This window comes from Ensifer sp. 38_S197 (assembly GCF_056924495.1).
Genome location: NZ_JBXOVZ010000001.1, coordinates 1,472,471 through 1,494,360, shown reverse-complemented (window position 1 = coordinate 1,494,360; position 21,890 = coordinate 1,472,471). Strand labels below are relative to the sequence as shown.

At 61.2% G+C, this 21,890-nt stretch carries 20 protein-coding genes and 4 pseudogenes; 10 read left to right on the top strand and 14 right to left on the bottom strand.

Annotation, left to right across the window (positions count from 1 at the left end; all coding sequences use genetic code 11):
- Positions 1 to 65 precede the first annotated feature (65 nt).
- The 5 genes from AC1Z3V_RS06970 to AC1Z3V_RS06950 all read right to left on the bottom strand — a co-directional run bounded on the left by AC1Z3V_RS06970 (position 66) and on the right by AC1Z3V_RS06950 (position 5,837).
- Positions 66 to 692: an ABC transporter ATP-binding protein gene (locus tag AC1Z3V_RS06970; protein ID WP_483498008.1), complete on the bottom strand. Its 627-nt coding sequence runs from the start codon at positions 690 to 692 to the stop codon at positions 66 to 68.
- Positions 685 to 2,445: an ABC transporter permease gene (locus tag AC1Z3V_RS06965; protein WP_483498007.1), complete on the bottom strand. Its 1,761-nt coding sequence runs from the start codon at positions 2,443 to 2,445 to the stop codon at positions 685 to 687. The genes AC1Z3V_RS06970 and AC1Z3V_RS06965 overlap by 8 nt, the downstream gene beginning before the upstream one ends.
- A gap of 61 nt (positions 2,446 to 2,506) precedes the next feature.
- A complete protein-coding gene (locus tag AC1Z3V_RS06960) occupies positions 2,507 to 3,604 on the bottom strand; it encodes an ABC transporter substrate-binding protein (protein WP_483498006.1) in 1,098 nt (365 codons plus the stop codon).
- A gap of 124 nt (positions 3,605 to 3,728) precedes the next feature.
- Positions 3,729 to 4,823 carry an isocitrate/isopropylmalate dehydrogenase family protein gene (locus AC1Z3V_RS06955; RefSeq protein WP_483498005.1) on the bottom strand — a complete coding sequence of 365 codons (1,095 nt, stop codon included), beginning with the start codon at positions 4,821 to 4,823 and terminating at the stop codon, positions 3,729 to 3,731.
- An 87-nt stretch (positions 4,824 to 4,910) separates the two neighbouring features.
- Positions 4,911 to 5,837, bottom strand: a complete 927-nt coding sequence (locus AC1Z3V_RS06950; RefSeq protein WP_483498004.1) for a GntR family transcriptional regulator — start codon at positions 5,835 to 5,837, stop codon at positions 4,911 to 4,913.
- A gap of 180 nt (positions 5,838 to 6,017) precedes the next feature.
- Here AC1Z3V_RS06950 and acnA point away from each other — a divergent pair, with 180 nt between their 5' ends.
- Positions 6,018 to 8,591 carry an aconitate hydratase AcnA gene (gene acnA / locus AC1Z3V_RS06945; RefSeq protein ID WP_483498003.1) on the top strand — a complete coding sequence of 858 codons (2,574 nt, stop codon included), beginning with the start codon at positions 6,018 to 6,020 and terminating at the stop codon, positions 8,589 to 8,591.
- A 228-nt stretch (positions 8,592 to 8,819) separates the two neighbouring features.
- Here acnA and AC1Z3V_RS06940 read toward each other — a convergent pair.
- Positions 8,820 to 9,000, bottom strand: a pseudogene (locus AC1Z3V_RS06940) (type II toxin-antitoxin system RelE/ParE family toxin); the annotation flags it as partial.
- Between the two features lie 365 nt (positions 9,001 to 9,365).
- Between AC1Z3V_RS06940 and AC1Z3V_RS06935 the strand changes: the two are divergent.
- Together AC1Z3V_RS06935 and AC1Z3V_RS06930 are read left to right on the top strand one after the other, a co-directional pair.
- Positions 9,366 to 9,647 (top strand): type II toxin-antitoxin system RelE/ParE family toxin, encoded by a 282-nt coding sequence (locus tag AC1Z3V_RS06935; RefSeq protein WP_483498002.1) that lies wholly within the window; start codon positions 9,366 to 9,368, stop codon positions 9,645 to 9,647.
- A gap of 30 nt (positions 9,648 to 9,677) precedes the next feature.
- On the top strand, positions 9,678 to 9,977 hold the full coding sequence (locus AC1Z3V_RS06930; RefSeq protein ID WP_483498001.1) for a HigA family addiction module antitoxin: 300 nt from the start codon (positions 9,678 to 9,680) through the stop codon (positions 9,975 to 9,977).
- 250 nt (positions 9,978 to 10,227) lie between these two features.
- Here AC1Z3V_RS06930 and AC1Z3V_RS06925 read toward each other — a convergent pair.
- Positions 10,228 to 10,586: pseudogene (locus tag AC1Z3V_RS06925) on the bottom strand (formyltransferase family protein); the annotation flags it as partial.
- A 115-nt stretch (positions 10,587 to 10,701) separates the two neighbouring features.
- Between AC1Z3V_RS06925 and AC1Z3V_RS06920 the strand changes: the two are divergent.
- From AC1Z3V_RS06920 to AC1Z3V_RS06900, 5 genes and pseudogenes are all read left to right on the top strand, one after another.
- On the top strand, positions 10,702 to 11,148 hold the full coding sequence (locus AC1Z3V_RS06920) for a DNA-binding protein (protein WP_483498000.1): 447 nt from the start codon (positions 10,702 to 10,704) through the stop codon (positions 11,146 to 11,148).
- A pseudogene (locus tag AC1Z3V_RS06915) lies at positions 11,138 to 11,419 on the top strand (PIN domain-containing protein); the annotation flags it as partial. The gene AC1Z3V_RS06920 and the pseudogene AC1Z3V_RS06915, both read left to right, overlap by 11 nt.
- Before the next feature lie 161 nt (positions 11,420 to 11,580).
- The gene (locus AC1Z3V_RS06910) at positions 11,581 to 11,718 is read left to right on the top strand and encodes a hypothetical protein (RefSeq protein ID WP_483499582.1); all 138 of its coding nucleotides are present in this window, start codon (positions 11,581 to 11,583) and stop codon (positions 11,716 to 11,718) included.
- A gap of 158 nt (positions 11,719 to 11,876) precedes the next feature.
- Positions 11,877 to 12,014: a hypothetical protein gene (locus AC1Z3V_RS06905; protein WP_483497999.1), complete on the top strand. Its 138-nt coding sequence runs from the start codon at positions 11,877 to 11,879 to the stop codon at positions 12,012 to 12,014.
- 402 nt (positions 12,015 to 12,416) lie between these two features.
- A pseudogene (locus tag AC1Z3V_RS06900) lies at positions 12,417 to 12,722 on the top strand (hypothetical protein); the annotation flags it as partial.
- Between the two features lie 154 nt (positions 12,723 to 12,876).
- Here the strand turns inward: AC1Z3V_RS06900 and AC1Z3V_RS06895 are convergent.
- On the bottom strand, positions 12,877 to 14,880 hold the full coding sequence (locus AC1Z3V_RS06895) for a BTAD domain-containing putative transcriptional regulator (RefSeq protein WP_483497998.1): 2,004 nt from the start codon (positions 14,878 to 14,880) through the stop codon (positions 12,877 to 12,879).
- A gap of 170 nt (positions 14,881 to 15,050) precedes the next feature.
- Here AC1Z3V_RS06895 and AC1Z3V_RS06890 point away from each other — a divergent pair, with 170 nt between their 5' ends.
- Positions 15,051 to 15,293: a hypothetical protein gene (locus tag AC1Z3V_RS06890; RefSeq protein ID WP_483497997.1), complete on the top strand. Its 243-nt coding sequence runs from the start codon at positions 15,051 to 15,053 to the stop codon at positions 15,291 to 15,293.
- Here AC1Z3V_RS06890 and AC1Z3V_RS06885 read toward each other — a convergent pair.
- On the bottom strand, positions 15,268 to 15,408 hold the full coding sequence (locus AC1Z3V_RS06885; RefSeq protein WP_483497996.1) for a hypothetical protein: 141 nt from the start codon (positions 15,406 to 15,408) through the stop codon (positions 15,268 to 15,270). The two genes, AC1Z3V_RS06890 and AC1Z3V_RS06885, sit on opposite strands and share 26 nt — an antisense overlap.
- Before the next feature lie 613 nt (positions 15,409 to 16,021).
- Here AC1Z3V_RS06885 and AC1Z3V_RS06880 point away from each other — a divergent pair.
- On the top strand, positions 16,022 to 16,939 hold the full coding sequence (locus AC1Z3V_RS06880; RefSeq protein ID WP_483497995.1) for an Abi family protein: 918 nt from the start codon (positions 16,022 to 16,024) through the stop codon (positions 16,937 to 16,939).
- 104 nt (positions 16,940 to 17,043) lie between these two features.
- On the opposite strand, the gene gndA is transcribed toward AC1Z3V_RS06880, so the two are convergent.
- The 5 genes from gndA to AC1Z3V_RS06855 form a co-directional block, all read right to left on the bottom strand.
- Complete coding sequence (gene gndA / locus AC1Z3V_RS06875; RefSeq protein WP_483497994.1) at positions 17,044 to 18,468, bottom strand: NADP-dependent phosphogluconate dehydrogenase; 1,425 nt, start codon at positions 18,466 to 18,468, stop codon at positions 17,044 to 17,046.
- Positions 18,469 to 18,570: 102 nt separating this feature from the next.
- The gene (locus tag AC1Z3V_RS06870) at positions 18,571 to 19,602 is read right to left on the bottom strand and encodes an L-idonate 5-dehydrogenase (RefSeq protein ID WP_483497993.1); all 1,032 of its coding nucleotides are present in this window, start codon (positions 19,600 to 19,602) and stop codon (positions 18,571 to 18,573) included.
- Between the two features lie 9 nt (positions 19,603 to 19,611).
- A complete protein-coding gene (locus AC1Z3V_RS06865) occupies positions 19,612 to 20,559 on the bottom strand; it encodes a 2-hydroxyacid dehydrogenase (protein WP_483497992.1) in 948 nt (315 codons plus the stop codon).
- On the bottom strand, positions 20,559 to 21,134 hold the full coding sequence (locus AC1Z3V_RS06860; RefSeq protein WP_483497991.1) for a gluconokinase: 576 nt from the start codon (positions 21,132 to 21,134) through the stop codon (positions 20,559 to 20,561). Before AC1Z3V_RS06860 ends, AC1Z3V_RS06865 begins: the two co-directional genes overlap by 1 nt.
- On the bottom strand, positions 21,103 to 21,870 hold the full coding sequence (locus tag AC1Z3V_RS06855; RefSeq protein ID WP_483497990.1) for an SDR family oxidoreductase: 768 nt from the start codon (positions 21,868 to 21,870) through the stop codon (positions 21,103 to 21,105). The genes AC1Z3V_RS06860 and AC1Z3V_RS06855 overlap by 32 nt, the downstream gene beginning before the upstream one ends.
- Positions 21,871 to 21,890 lie beyond the last annotated feature (20 nt).

Below are 21,890 nucleotides of genomic sequence, written 5' to 3'. Positions count from 1 at the left end.
GATTGGAATAGATCTCCTGCGGTCCGCCTTGCTGGACGATGCGACCGTCCTGCAGCAGGAGAATGTTATCGGCAGCGGCCAGCGCCTCGCTTTGATCGTGCGTGACGAGGATGGCGCAGATCTTCGAGATCGAGGATCAGCTTGCGGATCCAGTAGCGCGCCTCTTCTCTGAGCTTCGCATCAAGATTGGAGAGCGGCTCATCGAGCAACAGCACGCGCGGCTCATAGACCAGCGCCCGGCAGATGGCGACGCGCTGCTGCTGGCCGCCCGACAATTGCGACGGGAAGCGATCGGAAAGATGGCCGAGGCCCATGCGTTCCAGGATCGCCTGTACGCGCTTTTCCATATCGGCCTGCGTAACGCCACGCAGCTTCAGCCCGTAGCCGACATTCTCCTTGACGGTGCGATGAGGCCAAAGGGCGTAGGATTGAAATACGAGGCCGATGTTGCGCTGCTCAGGCGGAAGCGCGAGCTTCCTTTCGCCATCGAGCACGGTCTTGCCGCCGATGACGATCTGGCCAATCTCCGGCTGTTCGAGCCCGGCGATACAGCGCAACAGTGTGGTCTTGCCGCTGCCTGAGGCACCAAGCAGGGCGACGATGGAGCCGCGCTGCGCGGTGAAGGACGCGCCTTTCAGGATCTGCAGACCGCCCAGCCACTTCTGGACATTGCTGACAACGAGTTCAGTCATGGATTTTTGCTCCCAAACGGAGGGCGAGTGCGAGACCTGCGCCCGTCAAGACGATGCTGATGAGGGAAAGAGCGGCGATCGTGTTCATGGCGCCGGTCTGAAGAAGCGAGACCATCAGCGAACCGATGACTTCCGTGCCGGCCCCCATGAGGTAGACGCCCGTCGCATATTCGCGAAGGAAGATGATCATGATGAGCGCCCAAGCACCGGCCAGACCCGGCCGGACGATCGGGATCACCACATCCTTCCAGGTGCGGCCGATCGTGGCACCCGTGGTGCGGGCGGACTCTTCGAGTTCCGGGGCGACCTGGATCAGCGTTCCTTGCAGGAGGCGCAGACCATAGGACAGGCCGACGACCAGATAGGCGACGAAGAGGCTGACCAGCGTTGGCCTAAGTGGCGTGAGCAGCGGCACGAACAGGAAAACCCAGAAGAAGGCAAGGCCGACGACGAGGCCCGGAAGGGCACGCGGCAGGAGGACGATATAGTCGAGCACCGTATTCGACATACCCCAGTTGCGGTGACCGGCCAGGCCGACGGCGAGATAGATCGCCACGGCTGCAGCACCACCGACGACCGACAGGATGATCGTGTTGACGATGCCATTGTAGAGGCTCGGCACTTCGAGCATGCGGCTGAAGTTGGAGAGGGTCAGTTGGTCGAAGAGGTTGACGCCTTCGCCCCAGGCATCGACGAACGCGCGCACCGTGATGCCGCCGATCGGGAGAACGACCGAGACGAAGAGCCAGAAACCGATGACCGAAAGGGCAATGACCTGGCCGCTGGTGCCGAGTTTCAAGGTGGCAACGCGGGCACCCTTGCCGCCGAGTGCGGCATATTTGCGGGCATTGCGCAGCAGTCTTCGCTGCATCCAGACCAACGGCAGCGTGATCAGCACCAGCACGACTGCGACGACCGCCATGAGTTGATAGGTCGGCGTGCCGAACAGCGTCGTCAGCTTATAGATGTAGGTGGTCAGCACCATGATCCCATTCGGATCTCCGAGAACAAGCGGGATGCCGAAGGTCTCGAAACCGAGCAGGATGTTGAGGGCCGCCGCAAAGATCAGCGCCGGCAGCACCATCGGCAGCGTGACGTCGCGCGAGACCTGCCAGATGGATGCGCCGGTGGTGCGGGCCGCCTCCTCGAGATCCGATGGCAGATTGCGCATGGCCGACGAGACATAGAGATAGACGTGCGGAACGTGGCTGAGGCCGGCTATCAGGATCATGCCCGGCAGGCTGTAAATGTTCCAGGGTACGAAGCCCAGCACACTGCGGACGAAGAGCGAGACGAAACCGGTCGGGCCGACCGACACCGTGTAGCCAAAGGCAAGCACGATGGAGGAAATGAACATCGGCACGAGCACGAGGATCTCGAGCAGGCGTTTGCCCTTGATGTCGGTGCGCGTGATCAAGAAGGCGAGCAGACCGCCGAGCGGCACTGCGATCGCCACCATGCCGAAGGAGAAGATCGCCGTCGTGCCGAGAGCGCGATAGAAATTCTTGTCGGTGAAGACGTATTTGTACGCATCGAGGCCGAAGTGCGCACGGGGGCTGAAGAACGCAGCCGTCAGAAGGCTCTGGTAGATGATCAGGCCGACCGGCGCCAGAACGGCGACCGCGAGCAGACCGATGACGATACGCCGATAGAAGTTTGCATTGCCGTGCCGCGGCATCTTTGCCGGATACTTCTTTTCGGCTGCGGCTTTCGTCAGGGGGACTGCAGCCTGTGCTTGGATGTGGGTTGACATTCTATGCCTCTCGCAAACGGTGGCGGAACCGCGGCGCCGGAGCGCCGCGGTCGGCTAAGCATCAGCGGCCGAGGGCGGCTTTCCAGTCGTTGAGGAACTGAACGCGCTTCATCTGGTCCATGTATTCCAGGACTCCCTCGTCGACGGCGATCGGCTTCAGGCCACCACCGACACGCTCGTTGAGCGTCTTGATGTTGAGGCCGGCGGTCACGTCTTCACGGATCGACGGCAATCCGCCTTCCGCCAGAAGCGACTGGCCTTCGGACGACAGCATGAAGTCGACGAAGAGCTTGGCCGCGTTCGAATGCGGAGCATCCTTGGTGATCAGCGCCAGACGCGAGAATGCGGGCGTATAGTCCGTCGCGAAGTGCACGCCGAGGTTCGGGCTCTCCTTGACCCAGTCGAGCGCGTAGGAGCCGATGATGTTGATGGCGATGACGTTTTCGCCCGAAACGACCGTTTCCTTCATACCGCCGGAGCTGGAATAGATCTTAGCACCATCGTCGCCCATGGCCTTGGCAAGATCCCAGAAGTCCGGCCGGTTACGCGCATCGTTGGAGTGGTGCAGGAAGCCGGAACCACTCTTTTCCGGATCGAAGGTCGCAACCTTGCCTTGAAGCTCGGTCTTGTTGTCCTTCAGGAACGTGATCATGTCGGCATAGGTCTTCGGAAGCTTGTCTTCAGAAAGGGCCTTGGTGTTGTAGATCACGCCGATCGGCTCGACGGTGGTGGCGTAGAGCGTGTTCTTGTAGTTTGCCCAGTTCGGAAGGTTGCCGGCTTCTGGTGAAGCGTAATCAGCCGCATAACCATCCTGGACCAGCGTCATCTGCAGGTCCATCGCCGAGCTCCAGACGATGTCGGCGGTGGTCTGGCTGGCGGCAGCCTCTGAGATCACCTGGTTATAGGCACCGTTCGTCCCGAGATCGTTGTAGGCGATCTTGATCCCGTATTTCTTGGTGAAGGCATCCTGCAGCTTCTGCGACTGCGCCGCATCGGTCGAGGTGTAGATCGAAACGGTACCTTCCTGCTTGGCCTTGGCGATCAGGTCCGCATAGTCGGCAGGATAGCCTGCGGGTACGTCTTGTGCGTGTGCCGCAAAAGCCGTCATGAACGCGGTGACCGCAACGGCCCCAAGGCGGCCGGAAACATGCTTGTTCATTCTCTCTTCTCCCAAAAGACGCCCGGCTCCAAATCTCCTCCGGGCAGTTCCGCGAGGGCCGTTGCCGCCCTCGCGCCTCCATGTCCGTACTTTGGCTTTTAAATATCCAAAGTACAAACTCCCATCAGGCGTTCGCGAGCTTGCGTTCACCTTCACCGCTGCGAACGGCCCGTGCCACTAACGAACCGAACGCGTCCGTACCGATGCTGCCGCCGAGGTCGCGTGTGCGGGACGCGGGGTTCGCAAGAACTTCGTCGACCGCACGCTCGATTTCCGCACCCGCCGCTTCGAACTGCAGCAAGCCGCGCTGCTCGCCGAGCCAGCTGAGCATCATAGCTGCGGACAGGATGAGCGAAGTCGGGTTGGCGATGTTCTGGTTCTGGATATCGGGCGCCGAACCATGCTGGGCTTGCGCGCAGACAAGGCCGGTTTCGGCATTGGCGTTGATCGAGCCGGCAAGGCCGAGGCTGCCGGAGAGCTCGCTGGCGAGATCCGACAGAATGTCCGAGTAGAAGTTCGTCGCGACGATCACGTCGAAGCGCGAGGGGTCGCGAACCAGATGGGCGGCCATCGCGTCGATGATGAATTCGTTGAGCGTGACCTCGGGGAATTCGGCAGCGACCCTGCGTACCTGCTGAAGGAACAGGCCGTCGGTGAGGATGAAGTTGTTGGCCTTATGAACTGCGGTTACCTTCTTGTTGCGCTTCATGGCGAGCAGGAAGGCCTGGCGTGCGATGCGCTCGCAAGCAGACGCAGTGATCTTGCGCACGGAAAGCGCCACGTCCGGCGTCGGCATGAACTCACCCGTACCGGCATACATGTTGCGGTCGGGATAGAAGCCTTCCGTCGCCTCGCGCATGATGACGAGGTCCATCTTCTTGGCGTCGTTTAGGAACGGCCGGGAGCGCGCCGGACGCACGTTCGCGTAGAGGTCGAGCTTGACGCGGAAGCCTGCAGAGACGTTGACGCCACCCTTGTCGCGGGCAGGATAATCCAAGTGCGACTGGGGCCCGAGGATAATGCCGTCAAAGGTGCGGGCGCGATCGAGCGTCTCGTCGCGAAGCGTCGAGCCGTACTTCTCCAGGCTGGTGAAGCCGGTGTCTTCGAAATGGTACTCGAGGCCCAGACCGAAGGCCGCGTCGGCTGCCTTCAGGACCTCCATGGTTGCCGCAGTGATCTCCGGACCGATCCCATCACACGGCGTCACGAATATTTTCATCAGCTAATCTCCCATGAGGCGACGAGCGAAGTCGTCGCTCTACGTCACGGGCGGATTATTGGCTTTTTAAATCTGAAAATGCAATCTCTATTTTTCGAGATTGTCTTTTTCATGCGCTTGGTGCGACCAGGACCAGGTAATCGGCGACTTCTTCGACAGCGCGCCCCCAAGGTGTCGACGCATAGCGTAGGAAGCCTCGACGACCTCGCCGCGCTCAAGAAGATCAAGGATTTCGAGGTGTTCCTGGCATTGCCGTACCGTACGGCTGCGGTCGACGCGGGAGCGATATTCGAGGAGGCGTCGCATGCGGTTTACCCGCACCAGCGAAATGTGGAAGAAGGGATTGTTGGCCATCTTGATGAGCTCTTCGTGGAAGAGCGCGCCATTGTGCAGCAGGCGCTCGGCCGGCAGACGCTCGATGTCGGTGTCTAGCATGCGCATCTGAATCCGGCGTTGTTCCTCGATGATCTTGCGGTCAAGCCGGAACTCCGGCTCCAGCATCGCCGCCGGCTCGATCAGCATGCGGAAGCGATAGATCTGCTCGAACGCCTCCGGTGTCTTGGCAACGGGCAGGAAGCGCCAGCCATAGCCCTGCTTGCGCTCCGCCCAGCCCTCGCGGGTGGCACGCATCAGGATGTCGTTCAACTGAGACTTCGTCAGTTCGTAGCGCTCGCGCAGCATCTGTTCCGTGACTTCGGCCGGTATACGGTCGGTCAGCCAGTCCTCCGCCAACCGTTGATAGTCATTGGCGACCTCGAAGGGTTCGGCATCATCGCGCACCTGTTCGACAATGCCACCGACCGCCTCCCGGACGAAGAAACCGCGATTTTCCTTCTGTTCCAGCAACCCCTGCGTTGCCAGCATGTCCATCGCCTCGCGCACCGGCGAGCGAGAGACACCGAAGCGGTCGGCCAGTTGCTGCGTCTTCAGGTGATCCCCCACCGAGAGCTCACCGGATGTGACAAGCAGCGTGATCTCATTGGCGATGGTCTGGGCAAGCTGGCTGGAGCGCATGAATTCTATCCGGTCTTCTGAAGCGATGACCGGAGGTTATTCCATGGCGGGCGCAAAAGAAACACGAGACCGCAATTTTGCATATCTACCGAGTTAAAAGCCAATGATCGGCAAGAATTCCGTTGACACTGTGCATTAATTGGTTTTTTACGTACACAAAATCACTTCGGAGGATAACAAATGGCTTTGTTGATCGAAACCGGGACAGGGCCGGTTGAAGCCATTGATCTCCGCGCGGCTTTCGACGAGGTCCAGCGCTTGCCCTTCGTCCTGCGCATCCTGCTTGAAAACGTTGCCCGCCGCGACCCGCCGCGCCTTCCCGCTTTCACAAATGCTCTGCGGGATTGGTTGCGCGCGGGCACAAGTGAGGCGGAGATCGATTTCCACCCATCACGCATCCTCATGCACGATACGACCTGCGTACCGGCCCTTGTGGATATTGCCGCCATGCGCGACGCGATCGCGGAAGCCGGTGGCGATCCCTCAAGGCTCACGCCCGTACTACCCGTCGATGTCTCGGTCGATCACAGTGTCGCGGTCGACTGGTATGGCCGCAGCGATGCCCGGGACCACAACATGCGGCGCGAGATGGAGCGCAACAGCGAACGGTACCGCCTGATGAAATGGGCAACGACGGCACTGCCCGGTGTGCGAGTGCACCCGCCCGGTACCGGCATCATGCACACGCTGAACCTCGAACAGCTCGCCACCGTCATAGAGACCGTGGAGCGCGACGGTACCCGCCGCGCCGCGCCGGACACGCTGATCGGCACCGACAGCCACACGCCGATGATCAACGGTATCGGCGTGCTCGCCTGGGGCGTCGGAGGCCTGGAGGCCGAGAGCGTCTTCTTCGGCATGCCGGTGACGATCCGCCTGCCCGATGTCATCGGCATCAGACTGACCGGCCGGCTCGGCGCGGGGGTGCTGTCGACGGATCTTGCGCTTGAGGTCACGCATCTGCTCAGGAAGCATGGCATTGCAGGAGAATTTGTCGAGTTTTTCGGCGAAGGCGTTTCTACACTCTCCTGCGGTGATCGCGCCGTCGTCGCCAATATGGCGCCCGAGTACGGGGCTTCGACCGGCTTCTTCCCGATCGACGGGCAAACCATTGCCTATCTGCATCGGACCGGCCGAAGCGCCGACCACTGCACCTTCGTCGAAAGAGCGGCGAAAAGCCTTGATCTCTGGTTCGATCCGGCGGCGGAACCACGCTACAGCCGCGTGATTGATCTCAACCTTTCGGCAATCGAACCGCTGCTTGCCGGCCCTCAACGCCCGCAGGATAAGCTGCCGGTCGCTAAAGCAGCCGAATTGTTGGAGGCCGCGACCGGCAAACCCTTTAAGACCGGAAAGACGATTCCGGACGGCGCTATGGCTATCGCCGCCATAACGAGTTGCACCAACACCTCCGACCAGCGTCTTCTCGCCGCAGCCGGGCTCGTTGCCCGCAAGGCGCGGCAACTCGGTCTTCGACCTCCGGCCTGGGTGAAGACGTCGCTGGCGCCCGGCTCGCCCGCCGCCGCACGTTTTCTGGGACGCAGCGGCCTACTCACCGATCTGGAAGCACTCGGCTTCGGCATTGTCGGCCAAGGCTGCACGACCTGCATCGGCAATTCCGGCCCACTGCAAGCGGACATGGCCGCGGCGATCGCGGACGGAACGGTCGCGGCGGCCCTCCTCTCCGGCAACCGCAACTTTCCGGGGCGTGTCCATCCGAGCCTCCGGTACGGTTTTCTCGCGGCTCCGCCGCTGGTTGTCGCCCTTTCGCTGATCGGCCAATTTGTGCCCGATCCGCTGAACAGCGTGATTGCCCTTGGTCCGCAGGGAGAGGCTATCCGGCTTGGCGAACTCCTCCCGGCCAACGAGGAGGTCGATGCAATCGTCCAGAGATTTTCCGACCCCGCCGATTTCGGCCGTGCTTTCACAGAGGCCACCGCCAACGAGGAATGGCAGGCATTGGACGCCCCCTCTTCGGCGCAGTTTCCATGGGACACCGCATCAACCTATATCCGCCGCCCGCCGTTCGCTTCAGCGCGAACGACAACCCGGCTCGGCGCTTATGAGGCCCATCCTCTGCTCGTTCTCGGTGACGACATGACGACCGACCACATCTCTCCAGCCGGCCAGATTGGCAGAACCAGCCACACCGGCCAGCATCTCATCCGTCGTGGTGCCACGGCCGACGACCTCAACGTCTATGCGGCCCGTCGCGGAAATTGGGAGGCCATGGTCCGGGGCCTCTTCGACAACCGCACCGCCGGCAATCTGCTGATCGGCGGCCGCTCAGCCTCGCGCACGATCCATGCACCCACGATGGAGGAAGGCACACTATGGGAAATCGCCGAGCGCTATCGGCAGGAAGGCCGTTCGGTCATTCTTGTGGCCGGCGAACGTTACGGTGCGGGCTCTTCGCGCGACTGGGCGGCGAAGGGCGTGGCACTGCTCGGCGTGCGCGCTGTCGTCGCGCGCAGCTTCGAACGCATCCACCGCACCAATCTCATCGGCATGGGTGTGCTTCCCATAGTAGTAGATCGCGACACGCCGCTCGCCGTAGAACCGCGGGACCGGATCAACGTCGATGCGACCGCGGTTACGCCTCGAGGGAATATCAGCTTGACTATCCGCCACGGCGACGGAGAAGACCGGCACCTTATTGGAACTGTCGCAGTTGAAACCGAGCGGGAGGTGGAAATCCTGCTCGCTGGAGGCATGATCCAGGCAATCTTGTCGGGCGAAGACTTCCGAATGTGAACTGGCGACTAGATCGTTAGCCGCCGACGCATTCACTCTCGCAATCGTTGATGGCTTGAAATCAAGGGATACCTACGCCGCGGCAACTAGTACGCGAGCGCTCTTGATCTCTTGATCGCCTGCCGGAAAGAAAGAGCACTTCGTTGAAGCGTCTAAAAAGTCCTCTAAGGAATGGCAAAAAATACAAGGTCCGCCGCCTAATCATTAACCTCGCTTCGGCCGGATTTGGACCTGGGGCCGCGTGCCCTCAACTCGACCAGGACGTCCGCTTTCGGGAAAGTCGAGGAGACGTCGGACGGCTCGCAATCTCCTCGCCGACGTGGGCCGCCGCCCTCGGATTTTCGCTTTCAATGTAACTGAAGATAGCGTCTCGATCATCAAGCGCATACCGCGCCCAGACAAGCCTCATCAGTCGCCAGCCCCTGCCTTACGCAGAGCTGTCGCCCGGCGCTCGCGGAAGCGAGCCTCGACATCGGCATTGTCAGCCCCGTGTTCTGTAGGACGGCGGTGGCGCGGTCCTTAATGTCGGCATCAATCCGCGTAGACGAAGCAGTCACGTTCCTCGGCTTGTCGACGGTCAAACCGGGGAGCGCCAGCAGGCTCTAAGCAGCCTGATAAAGACCAATTGAGCGCCTTGAAGGGATCTGAACCGGAGATCGACCACGTTGAGACCGCGTATACAGGAACGCGATTGCGAATCTGTATCGTGCAATGATACATATTGGTTGGACTTCCACCAGTATCACCATATGATACAAACATTAAGAGCCAGGCGTGATCAGGTCATTTAAGGATGCGAGAACCGAAGCCGTTGCCCGCGGCAAAGCGCAGAAAGGCTCTCCTTCAGACATCGTGAGGTTGGCCGTCCGCGAACTGACAATCCTGAACAGCGCTGCAGCTCTTGAGGACCTGCGTTCTCCTTCCGGCAATCGACTAGAAGCGCTTAAGGGGAATAGAGAAGGCCAACATTCAATCCGGATCAATGATCAGTGGCGAATATGCTTTGTATGGACTGATGCCGGTATCGAGGACGTTGAAATAGTTGACTACCATTGAGAGCCAATCGTGGCACAGAAGGAGCTTGAGATGACCCATATTCTTCCACCGGTCCATCCGGGCGAAATCCTCCGCGAGGAGTACCTGCGTCCTCTGAACATGAGCGCCGGTGCATTGGCGAAAAAGCTCAATGTTCCTCGCACCCGCATCGAACGCATAGCGGCCGAGCAAACACCGATAACCACGGATACCGCCCTGCGGCTCGCCAAGTACTTCCGCACAACGCCGGAGTTTTGGATGAACATGCAGACCAGCTTCAACCTCAAAACAGAGGAAATAGCGCTTCATGGCGAACTGGAGTTGATCCCAGAAATCGATAGAGCGGCGTAGCCGGAGTCTGCGCAAAATGGCGCCTTCCAGTCGATACATCATGCGATCATCTTGGCCTAAAAGGTGAACGTACTCGCAACAACCCGTCCACGGCACTCGTGACCTTCTGCTCAGGGCCGATTTCGCTCAAATCTTAACCGAAGTGCATGATGCCAATCGGCAAGGTGGCACCGCCTTCTGGCAATATGCAGCACTTCGCTCGGCTTCCTGCCGTGGTGCGTTTCACCGACCAGGCAGCTTTACGTGGCGCTCAGCCCATTCGCTCTGGCGCGTAGGAGCCCGGAGATGCACGAAAACACCACCGTCTTGTTGCCGTCGATAAATACACGCCCGTGGATGTGGTTGTGGATGCGAGCGAGCACCTGGCTTTCGACATCGCGCCCGGGGGCACACGTAGTCCTCGCCGCTCCGCGCATGGGTGACCCGAACGATGTCCTGTTCAATGATCGGCCTTTCGTGCAACGTCGCGCCAATGAGCTTCACGCCCCGCTCATACGCTAGGATTCGCCCCTTAAAGCTTGGCAGGAAGGAGTGATGGATGTTTATGATGCGGCTGGACATCTTGCGGCACATCTCGTCCGACAGAACCTGCATGTAACGCGCGAGAACACGTCGGTGGCGATCTGGCGGTCTGCATCACCACCGACGCAATCAATTCAGAAAGTTTTCAGTTATTGCAGCTATCGGCCATAGACACCATATTGACGATCAAGGAGAAATCGCCATGGCCAGCCAGATCGTTCATTTCGCCGGATTGTCCGATCGCGACCGGGAGACAGCCTCGCCGTTGCCGAAGCTGGTCGCCGGCGATAGGCTGGAACTTCATGTTCGTCACGAGGGCGGCAAGGAACGGACGCTCTCGATCCCGCCCTCGGCCGCCGCGGCAGTTGAAGCGCTTTTGGCGCATATGCTGCGCGGCGAGCGAGTCGCCGTCCTGGCCGAAGATCAGGAATTGAGCCCGACCGAGGCGTCGGCCATTCTCGGCATTTCTCGTCCGCTCGTCGTCCTGCGCATGGACCGAGGCGATCTGCCGTTCCGCTATGTCGGCAAACACCGCCGTGCCCTCCTGAAGGATGTGCTCGCGCTGAAAACCAGGCTCGACACCCGGCATGCCGCGATGGACGCGCTTGCCGAAGACACCGAGGATTTGATCCAGGCCCATGGCCTCTAACCCGCCCGTCGCGGTCTACGACGCCTGCGTCCTCTATCCCTTCCACCTGCGCAATGTCCTGATCCAGCGCGCCTTCGATGGCCTCGTCGAGGCGCGCTGGACCGACGACATACATGATGAGTGGATGCGCAATCTCGCCGCCAATACTGATGCCTTACTCATAGAACGCCTAATAGCCACGCGTGACAGGATGAAGGCCGTCCTACCGGAAGCCGACGTGTCGAACTATCGCCCATTGATCACGGACCTAGAACTACCTGACCCTGACGATCGGCATGTGCTCGCCGCCGCAATTGCCGGGAAAGCCTCCGTCATCGTCACCTGGAACCTCAAGGATTTTCCTGCACCAAACCTCCTCCCGTACGGCGTGGCCAGTCAGTCTCCGGATGATTTCCTGACCGCTCTCCATGCGGCGCATTTCCCGACGCCCTTATCTCCAGCGTCAATCGTGCGCGGCGCAATCTGCGCAAGACAACGCCATCGGTTGAAGCCTTCGTCGACGCGCTTGAGCAAAGCGGATTGAAGAAATTCTCGGTCGTGCTTCACCGCAACATCGCCTCGCTGAACTGAGCTGATGGGGTCTAAACAGAGCACATCAACCGAAATACCCTGCATACATAAGGCGGCACCTTACTCCCCATCAACTTCCGCCTCGCGCGAAAGAGGCTCATTCTGAACAGCCTGCCGACTGAGATGCGACCGCGGTTACGCCTCGAGGGAATATCAGCTTGACCATCCGCCACGCCGACGGAGAACACCGACACCTTATTGGAACTGTCGCAGTTGAAACCGAGCGGGAGGTGGAAATCCTGCTCGCTGGAGGCATGATCCAGGCAATCTTGTCGGGCGAAGACTTCCGGATGTGAACTGGCGACTAGATCGTTAGCCGCCGACGCATTCACTCTCGCGATCGTTGATGGCTTGAAATCAAGGGATACCTACGCCGCGGCAACTGGTACGCAAGCTTCCTTGATCGCGTGTTCCTGTCGGCGTATAGCGCCGCCGGCGCGAGTTGGTGGCCTGTGTTCCACGTCAGGCGATATCCTCCGGCCGAGTTGATAACGAGATCGGCGACCTCACCAAAGTGGCGGCTCCACAAGCCTTCCCACAATTCGGTGACAGCTTTTGACGAGATCACAGTCGTGAAATGGCGCCTGTGGCACGGCCGTGTTGATCGCGCCATCCGTGATCTCGAGGGGCTGTTGGCACCGCTGAAACCCTCACAGCAAGAAGGCGTTTTCTCGCTCGCAAGGCTTCACAGCCTCGGTTTGCAACTCTTGACCTATATTCGTTCGAACCGTGGTGCGATCGTCAACTATGGACAGCGCTATCGAGCCGGGCTTCGTGTCGCCACCACCCTCGCCGAGTCAGCGGTGAACTCGTTGGTCGGCAAGCGGATGGTCAAGAAGCAACAGATGCGCTGGACGCTCCATGGCGCTCACATGCTCATGCAGGTTCGGACGGCCGAGATCAATGGTGAGCTTCGTGATCGATTGCGGGCACCGTTTCGAGAGCCAGGGCCGAAAGTGCCATCCCTGTTCAACCCCAAACCGCCGCTCCTGCGCGCCGCCTAGCCCCAGACAAGTTACCGGTCTCCACACGACGCATGTGCAACTCCTGTCAGATCGAGTGATGGGAGACGCGCGCTCGAAGTTCCGTCGCGAGTTACGGGCCTTTTTTGCCCCGTACACCATGCCACTTCATAAGCAGATACGACGTTTAATCAGATCAGCGTTCGGGCAATCCCGCCAGCCTCAAGGCTTCGGCCACCTTGTCTGCCCATTTCGGCATGTGCCGAAAGAAAGGCAGCGACAGATATTGCTCAATCGTGAAGCTTGGCTGAAGGGCCAAAAGCTTGCGAGCCGCCCAGCGGGCGGTCTCCAGGTCTTCGCTCATTGCTGCCCAGGCGGCGAGGTATCGATAGGACATGAGGATGTCAGGATGGCTGGCGATCACCTCACGGGCGATCGCGATAGCCTGCGAGAGAGAACCGGCCTTCGCCATCGAGGTGGCCACTCCCAATCTCATGTTGAATGCGAGCGGATCCCTCGGACTCAGCGTCATCGCCCGTTGAAACCGTTCCGTCGCACCCAAGGCGTCGTCCCTGTAAATTGCGATCCAACCAGAGCGGGCCCATGCCCAGGCATTGTTCGGATCGAGCGCAAGCGCCTTTCCGATGAAGCTGGCGGCACGCTCCTGATCGCCGTAAATGCTCATTGCCGAACCGGCGGCGGTCAATGCGATTGGATCGTCGGCGATCGAGCCCGCGGCTTCGACCGCCGCCAGCGCCTTTTCCAGTTCCCGATTCGGTTGCTCGGTCCAGAGATAGGCGGCACTCGAGGCATGGCACCACGCCTTCAGTGCATGGGCGCGCCCATAAGTCGAATCGTCGGCGATCGCTTTCCGCAGCAGCTCGATCGCCTGTTCGTTGGCATCCTTGCGCCGTCCCCAAAGATGGGGGTAGGCGCGCATGACGAGGTCATAGGCCCGCAGACTGGTTGGCGGCCTGCGCTTGGCCAACTCGATCTCGGCGCTGCGGATGGCCGGATGGATGGCACCGGCTACCTGGGCCGCGATCCTGTCCTGGAACGCGAAGACATCTTCGACCGCCCCCTCGTAGCGCTCGGACCACAATTGTGTTCGCGTCTCGGCATCGACCAATTGAACGGAAATGCGCAGACGGTCGCCGCCGCGGCGAACGGTGCCTTCGACCACGTAGCTGACGCCGAGTTCCCTGCCGACCTCACGCACGTCGACGAAACGCCCCCTGTAGGTGAAGGCCGACTGGCGGGCGATGACGAAGAAGTCCCGCACGCGCGAGAGCGCGGCCGTGATCTCCTCCACGACGCCGTCCGCAAAATACTCGTCGTCAGTTCCACCCAGATTGTCGAACGGCATCACCGCCACCGAGGGCTGGTCCTGGGACCTCGCCGGGACGAGAACGGTCTGCGGCAGCGGCGATGCGGCTTTGTGCATCGACGCGGCCAGATGTTGCCCGGCACGTCCCCGCAATTGCAGCGACGCCGCCAGGGCATTCGTCTCTGCCTCGGGTTCGACGTCCAGATGCTTCTTCAGCAGCGCGCGACAAGTTTCGAACTGGCGCAATGCCGCGTTTTCGTGGCCCCTGAAGGCATGGATACGCATCAGCGCGCGATGGGCTGCCTCAGCGGTCGGATCCGAGGCGAGCAGCCTTTCAGCAAGTCGTGTGCAAGCCGCTTCGTCCGCGGATCCGGTATCGGGCAATGCGAGACTTAGCCGCTCCACCAGTTGCAACGCCTTCTGCCGAAATCGCGTCTGATGCGGGCCGAACCATTCGTCGAGGCCGTCGGGGATGGCTTCGCCCGCCAGGAGATCACCGCGGTAGAGGTCAGCGGCAAAGGCAAGGTTCGCTGTCCCGCCTTCGGCGAGCTCCCGCTCAAAGAGCCAGACATCCCCTTCCTCCGGACTGGCTATCAGGGCGACCGTTTCCTGATCTCCCTCGACAGAAACGGCGGCATTACCGCCGGCGGGAAACCACCGCCTGATATCGGCAAGAGCCTGGCGCAGGCTGTTGCGCGCCTGCGCGTCGCCGCGTCCGGGCCAAAAGCTTTCGGACAGCAGTTCACGGTGGTGGCCGCGGCGACCTGCCAGGACGAGAGCGGCAAAAAGCAGCGAAGACTTGCGCGTCGCGAACCGGACGGGCTGGCCCTCTCCGGAAGTGATTTCAAGGCCGCCAAATAAACGGATGCGCACATCTCGTCTCCTGATTTCGGTCGCGACCCAAGAATAGCATTCTCGGCAGTCGATTTAACGCGGATTTAACGGCGGCTCGCCGGACTGTCGCTCGTGGTTCACAGGTGACTGAACAGCCACAAGTCATCCGCGTGACAAGCTTCACCTTCATCTGGAATGGGAGAGCAAAAATGGCTTACACGGTAGCTCGCGCGGAGAACCGCACATCGAACCGGCCGCTGCTCGGGGTAGCGCTGAAAAAGCTAGCAACTATCGTCACCGCCTTCACAGCGTGGCGACGGGCACTTGCAATGCGCAGGGCGATGGAAGGGCTGACATCCGATCAGTTGGAGGATATCGGCTACTCAGAGACCCCTCGCCGCAAGCTCGTCATCAAGGCTGGCCTGATCACGAACCTGATGTCGATGCGATAAGGCTGACAATGATTTCATCGCGCATCGCTGCGCCATCTGGATCGAGCACCGCCCCCGCGTCCCAAACTAAACTGAACAGCGTCCAGCCGCTGCGGAAGTTGTTGACGACTGCCACGGTGCACCTGGCCCCAGTATAGCTGGTCGCTCGCCCTCTTCTGAGCCAGGGTCTTGTGGCTCCCACGGATGGTCTGAATTCTGTCGATTAGGTTTCGCCGACCTGATCCCTCGGACGGCCAGAGCCCATGTGCGGTTCAAGGTGCAGTGGCATGATTGGCCATAGGCGCATCGGACTAGATCCAATCCCTGAAGCAGGCCAAGTGCCAGTCGATACATTATGCGATCCCAAACTCCCAACCGGAAACAAAGCCGGCACTTGCGGCTTGAAGGGGTCGAGGTACAAATACGCTCGACCCCTGCGCAGGTTGCCTCGCGTGCCTGCCCGCAGGTCATGCGAAGCGAGAACGAGTTGCCCGGCGCCATAGCTGATCGAAGAAGCTTGACGGAAGCCCAAAGCTGAAAATAAATCCTGATTCAGGATCAAGGAGTTGCCCGCGAAAGCGCTCAGTCGGGTGCATTTTTGCCCCCCCGCGTTGTTGCATTCTTAACGAGTATGGGCCATATCACTCATTAATAAGACCCGCCACGCCTCGGACGAAACTTCGGTCTCGGAACTGCGCACCCAGGCGGGTTTCTCTTTTCTGGAGCTTCGAATCCGCCTATGAAATGGCATGAAGTTCAACAAACCTTCCGTTTCAATAGCTGATCAAATTACTCTACTTGAAGCGAGGGGCATGGCCGTCCCCGATCCGGCACACGCCGCCCACTGCCTTCAACACATAAGCTACTATCGTCTGCGCGCCTACTGGCTCCCCTTTGAGGAACCAGCGCCAGCTGACGGAGAGCACCGGTTTAAGAATGGCACCTCCTTCGATGACGTGTTGGCGCTGTATGCCTTTGATAGGCGTCTTCGATTGCACGTCATGGATGCGATCGAACGCATCGAAGTCTCGCTACGGGGAAGCTGGGCACATCACCTTGCTATGAAGTACGGGCCCCACGGCTACCTCGACCCTGCGCATTATGATCGCGCCGACTATTATGCCAAAGCCTTTGCCAACCTCATGGAGGAAATCGAGCGCTCTAAAGATACTTTCATCGTTCATTATCGGACAAAATACGACGATCCCGAACATCCACCGATCTGGATGACAGCTGAAGTCATGTCGCTTGGACAACTTTCAAAGTGGTTGGGCAACCTAAAGCTTCGCGCCGATCGCCGGGCGATAGCCAAACCCTATGGGCTCGACGAAAAAGTTCTGGTCTCCGTTGCGCACCACCTCACATATGTCCGTAATATCTGCGCGCACCATGGTCGTCTTTGGAACAAACAGTTTACTGTGACGATGATTGTGCCGAACTCCCCGGCATCGTTGAAGCTGGCGATGAACGCCGCGTCCGCGAGGAAGCTTTACAACACACTGGCGGTCGCCGGCTATTTGATGGGGATCGTCGCGCCTGGGACACAGTGGCGACAGTCACTCATAGAGCTGATGGATTCTTGCCCACTCGCCGAAGAAGCTGCAATGGGCTTTCCGCCCAGCTGGAGAAACTTGTCGGCATGGAAGCCGCCCACAATACAGCAATGAGACCGGCTGAAGGGAACCGGCAACACAATGCCCAAGCTAGGCGACATCGCGCTGCGCGAGTCGCGCGCCTGTGAGGGATTCGAACCGCAAAAAGTGGATGCCAGCTAACGGCCACTGCCCCACGGGCCGTGGTGGCTGTCGGCGCCGTCGACGCGGTCGAAGCCGTGGGCGCCGAAGAAGTCGCGCTGCGCCTGGATGACGTTGGCCGTGCCGCGGCCGCGGCGGTAGCTGTCGAAATAGCCGAGCGCCGAGGCGAGTGCCGGCACCGGCAGGCCGCCGAGCACCGCCGCCGAGACGACGCGCCGCAGCGCCCCGTCGGTCTCCTTGACCATGGCGGCAAAGGCCGGCGTGACGATCAGGTTGGCGGCATCCGGCGCCTTGGTGAAGGCGGTGGTGATCTCGTCGAGGAACTGCGAACGGATGATGCAGCCGGCGCGCCAGATCTTGGCGATCGTCGGCATCGGCAGGTTCCAGCCGAACTCCTTCGACGCCGCCGACATCACCGCAAAGCCTTGCGCATAGGCGCCGATCTTGGCGGCGAGCAGCGCGCTTTCGAGATCCTTGATGAAGGCGGCCCTGTCGGCGACCTGGAAGTCACCGACCTGAGGCAGGCCGAGAATCTTTTCGGCCGCCTCGCGCTCGTCCTTCATCGAGGAGATGCTGCGCGCGGCAACCGCCGCCTCGATGCCGGTCGCCGGCACACCCATGTTCTGCGCCTCGATCACCGACCACTTGCCGGTACCCTTCTGGCCGGCCTTGTCGAGGATCATGTCGACGATCGGCTTGCCGGTCAGCGGGTCGGCCGCCTTCAGCACCTTCTCGGTGATCTCGATCAGGTAGGAGTTGAGGCGGCCCTTGTTCCAGGCGCCGAAGACCTCGCCGATTTCGGTTGCCGACATCTTCAGGCCGTCGCGCAGGATGCCGTAGATTTCGGCGATCATCTGCATGTCGGCATATTCGATGCCGTTGTGGATCGTCTTGACGAAGTGGCCGGCGCCGTTTTCGCCGAGCCAGGCAACGCAGGGGTCGTTGTCGTATTTCGCGGCGATCGAGGTCAGCACGCTTTCGACCCGCTTCCAGGACTCTTCCGTGCCGCCGACCATGATCGACGGACCGTGACGCGCGCCTTCCTCACCGCCGGAAACGCCCATGCCGATGAAGGTAAGACCGGAATCCTTCAGCGCCTCGAAGCGGCGCATCGTGTCGCGGAAGTTGGCGTTGCCGGCATCGATCATGATGTCGCCCTTGGCGAGATAGGGCTTGAGGATTTCCATCTGCTGGTCGACCGGCTCTCCGGCCTTGATCATGATGATGATCGGGCGCGGCGGACGGATGGCGGCGACAAACGCTTCAATGGTGTCGCAGGGCACGATCTGGCCCTGGAGTTCGCCGGCCTCCGCGTAGAATTTGTGCGTCGCCTCGACGGTGCGGTTGAACACCGCGATCTTGTTGCCCTTCTCAGCGATGTTGAGCGCCAGGTTCGAGCCCATGACACCGAGACCGATTAGGCCGATTTCCGCCTGTGACACGTGATTGCCTCCTTAAGGAGATTGGACGCGAGATGATGTTTCAGACCGCTCTTGGCGGTACTCCCGACGACCGCAGTCGCGCGGCCGCCTGGAGCATTGGAGCTAGAAGGCGAGTTGCACCTTCATCGAACGATTGCGGTCGCCAGCCGTCTCGAAGGCCGTCACAGCCTCGTTCAGCGGGAAGACGCCGGTGAGAAGCGGCTTGAGGTCGACACGTCGCGCATTGATGAGATCAACGGCCAGCCCGAACTCCTCGTGGAAGCGAAACGTGCCGCGCATCTCGATCTCCTTGGCCACCACCAGGTTCTGCGGGATGGCAACATCGCCGCCGAGCCCGAGTTGGACGAGCACCGATCGGGGTTTCAAGACCTCAAGGCCGGAACGCACCGCCTGCGCATTGCCCGAAGCCTCGAACTGCACGTCGAAGGTGCCTTTGTTGGCTGCATAGGCTGCGAGATGATCGGGAGCGTTGGCAACATTGATCACCCGGTCGGCGCCGATCGTGAGCGCCTTGTCGAGCACGCCGTCCATGACGTCGGTCGCCACGATCTCGCGCGCGCCGTGAACACGCGCGGCGATGATTGCCAGCGCCCCGATCGGCCCGCAGCCGGTGACGAGCACCCGCTTGCCGGTGAGCGAACCGGCGCGCGCCACGGCGTGAAGCGTCACGGCAAAGGGCTCGGCCATCGCCGCTTCGTTGATCGACACGCCATCAGCGACCTTGTGGCACTGCCACGCCTCGGCGACCAGACGCTGCCGGAACGCCCCCTGGATATGCGGCATCGGCATGGCGCTGCCGTAGAAGCGCATGTTCAGGCAATGGTTCTGCTGGCCGCGCTGGCAATAATCGCAGGACCCGCAGGGACGGCTCGGCGACACCGCCACCCGGTCGCCGACGGAGAGACCGGAGACACCATCGCCGAGCGCCTTGATCGTGCCCGCGACCTCGTGGCCGAGGATCATCGGCTCGCGCAGCCGCACCGTGCCGAAACCGCCATGGTTATAGTAGTGAAGATCCGATCCGCAGATGCCGCCGGCTTCGATCTCAATCTCCACCTGGCCCTTTCCCGGCGCCTCCGGTTCCCGCTCCTCGATCCGCAAATCCTTGGCGGCATGAATGACAACGGCTTTCATCTTATCGCCTCAGATGACGGGGGTAATGAGCGCTTCGCCGGCAAAATGCGCAGCGAGGTTGTCCCGCACCAGCTTGCCCATCGCCTTGCGGGTTTCGATCGTGCCGGAGGCGTGATGCGGCTGTAGCAGGACATTGTCGAGCTTCAGGAAGCGCGGATTGAGCTTCGGCTCGCCCTCGAAGACATCGAGCGCCGCCGAACCCAGCGCACCGCTTTCGAGCGCATCGAGCAACGCGTGCTCATCGATGTTGGAGGCGCGCGAGATGTTGATCAGCATGCCCTCCGGACCGAGCGCTTCGATCACCGCTTTCGAGACAATGTGGCGGGTCTCGGCGGAGGCCGCGAGCGTGACGAACAGCACATTCGAGCGTTCTGCCAGAGCGACGGGATCGGCGATGAAGGTCAAACCGTCGGCATAGGGTTTTTCCGAGACGTCGCTATAGGCGATGTCCATGTCGAAGCCCTTGAGGCGCTTGGCGACCTCGAAGCCGATGCGGCCGAGACCGAGCACGCCGGCCTTCTGCCCCCAGACCCGCCGCTTCAGTGGATAGAGGCCCTTGGCTGCCCAGCTGCCGTCCTTGACCCAGCGTTCGGCGCCGATCATGCCGCGCGACTGGCAGAGCATCATGGCGACGCCGAGATCGGCGACGTCGTTGGTCAAGACATCGGGGGTGTTGGTGACGCGAATGCCGCGCTCGCGGCAGGCGGCGAGATCGACGGCGTCATAACCGACGCCATAGACGGAGACGATCTTGACCTGTGGCAGCCTGCCGATCAGATCCGCCGATGCGCCAAGTTCGCCTCGGGTGGCGATCGCTCGGATCTTCGGGCCGTTTGTCGCCAGGAAAGCGTCGCGATCCTCGGCCTCGTAGATCTTGTGGACGGCGTAACGCGCCTCGAGCTCCACCAGGTCCCACTCCGGATAGGGACCCATCAGCAGGATGTCCGGTTTCGTCATCAGTTTCCTCCCGTGGTTTGTTCACTGGCCGCGCGCTCGGCGCGGATCGCCAGCATGTTCATCGCCAGCGCAACGATGCGCTCCAGCGACTGGTCGATTTCGATGGTAATGACGTCCGCCTCCCCCGAGGGCAGTTCGAGGGTGGCAAGTTGGCTGTCGAGCAGCGACAGCGGCATGTAATGGCCCTTGCGCTCTCCCAGCCGCGCCGCCAGCAGCGCCCGCGTTCCCTGCAGGAAGACGAAGGTGATCGGTTGCCAGGCGACGTCCCTCAAGCGCTCGCGATAGGCGCGCTTCAAGGCCGAGCACGACACGACGGTGGCAATCGGGCTCGCCAGCCGGCTGCCGATCGCGTCCAGCCAGGGCCAGCGGTCCGCATCGGTAAGCGGGATGCCGCTGCGCATCTTCTCGACATTAGCGGCCGAATGCAGGCTGTCGCCCTCGATGAAGCGCGCACCGAGATAGCTGGCGAGCCGTTCGCCAACCGCCGACTTGCCGCAGCCGGATACGCCCATGACGACGACCGGGCCGAAGCCGCGGCTGACCTCAGAGGCTGGTGGTGATGCCGCCATCGACATAGAGCGTGTGTCCGTTGACAAAGGAGGAAGCGTTGCTTGCCAGGAAGACCGCGGCCCCTACCAGCTCTTCGACCTCGCCCCAGCGGGCCGCCGGCGTGCGCTTTTCCAGCCAGGAGGAGAACTCCGCGCTGTCGACCAGCGCCTGGTTCAGCGGCGTCTTGAAGTAACCGGGGGCGATCGCATTCACCTGCAAGCCATATTTTGCCCAGTCGGTGCACATGCCGCGCGTCAGGTTCTTCACCGCACCCTTGGTCGCCGTGTAAGGCGCGATCGACGGGCGCGCGAGTTCGCTCTGCACCGAGGCGATGTTGATGATCTTGCCGGCGCCGCGGCCGATCATGTGGCGCGCCACCGCCTGACCGACATAAAAGACACTGGAGACATTCGTCTTCAGCAGCTGCTCCCAGCGTTCGGCGGGAAAATCCTCAAGCGGGGCGCGAAACTGCATGCCGGCATTGTTGACGAGAATGTCGATGGCGCCGACATCCCGTTCGATCTGATCGACGCCGCCCTTAACCGCTTCTGCGTTCGTGACGTCGAAATCCGCGACATCGACCAGGTGGCCGGCATCCCGCAAGGCGGCAGCCGCCGTCTCCAGCTTCGAACGGTCGCGACCGTTCAAGACAAGTGCAGCACCATGCTCGGCCAGACCACGCGCCAGCGCCAAACCAATGCCCTGCGATGAGCCCGTCACCAAAGCCCGACGGCCCTTCAGGTCGAAAAGTGGAAATGACAAACCTGTTCTCCTTAACCGCC

Bases quoted from the DNA above. Each gene is read 5' to 3' on its own strand.
- AC1Z3V_RS06920 (WP_483498000.1), top strand. From the start codon at position 10,702: ATGGCCAGCCAGATCGTTCATTTCGCCGGATTGTCCGATCGCGACCGG.
- AC1Z3V_RS06890 (WP_483497997.1), top strand. From the start codon at position 15,051: ATGGCTTACACGGTAGCTCGCGCGGAGAACCGCACATCGAACCGGCCG.
- AC1Z3V_RS06930 (WP_483498001.1), top strand. From the start codon at position 9,678: ATGACCCATATTCTTCCACCGGTCCATCCGGGCGAAATCCTCCGCGAG.
- AC1Z3V_RS06865 (WP_483497992.1), bottom strand. From the start codon at position 20,559: ATGACGAAACCGGACATCCTGCTGATGGGTCCCTATCCGGAGTGGGAC.
- AC1Z3V_RS06950 (WP_483498004.1), bottom strand. From the start codon at position 5,837: ATGCGCTCCAGCCAGCTTGCCCAGACCATCGCCAATGAGATCACGCTG.
- AC1Z3V_RS06955 (WP_483498005.1), bottom strand. From the start codon at position 4,823: ATGAAAATATTCGTGACGCCGTGTGATGGGATCGGTCCGGAGATCACT.
- AC1Z3V_RS06860 (WP_483497991.1), bottom strand. From the start codon at position 21,134: ATGTCGATGGCGGCATCACCACCAGCCTCTGAGGTCAGCCGCGGCTTC.
- AC1Z3V_RS06970 (WP_483498008.1), bottom strand. From the start codon at position 692: ATGACTGAACTCGTTGTCAGCAATGTCCAGAAGTGGCTGGGCGGTCTG.
- AC1Z3V_RS06870 (WP_483497993.1), bottom strand. From the start codon at position 19,602: ATGAAAGCCGTTGTCATTCATGCCGCCAAGGATTTGCGGATCGAGGAG.
- AC1Z3V_RS06960 (WP_483498006.1), bottom strand. From the start codon at position 3,604: ATGAACAAGCATGTTTCCGGCCGCCTTGGGGCCGTTGCGGTCACCGCG.
- AC1Z3V_RS06965 (WP_483498007.1), bottom strand. From the start codon at position 2,445: ATGTCAACCCACATCCAAGCACAGGCTGCAGTCCCCCTGACGAAAGCC.
- AC1Z3V_RS06880 (WP_483497995.1), top strand. From the start codon at position 16,022: ATGAAGTTCAACAAACCTTCCGTTTCAATAGCTGATCAAATTACTCTA.
- acnA (WP_483498003.1), top strand. From the start codon at position 6,018: ATGGCTTTGTTGATCGAAACCGGGACAGGGCCGGTTGAAGCCATTGAT.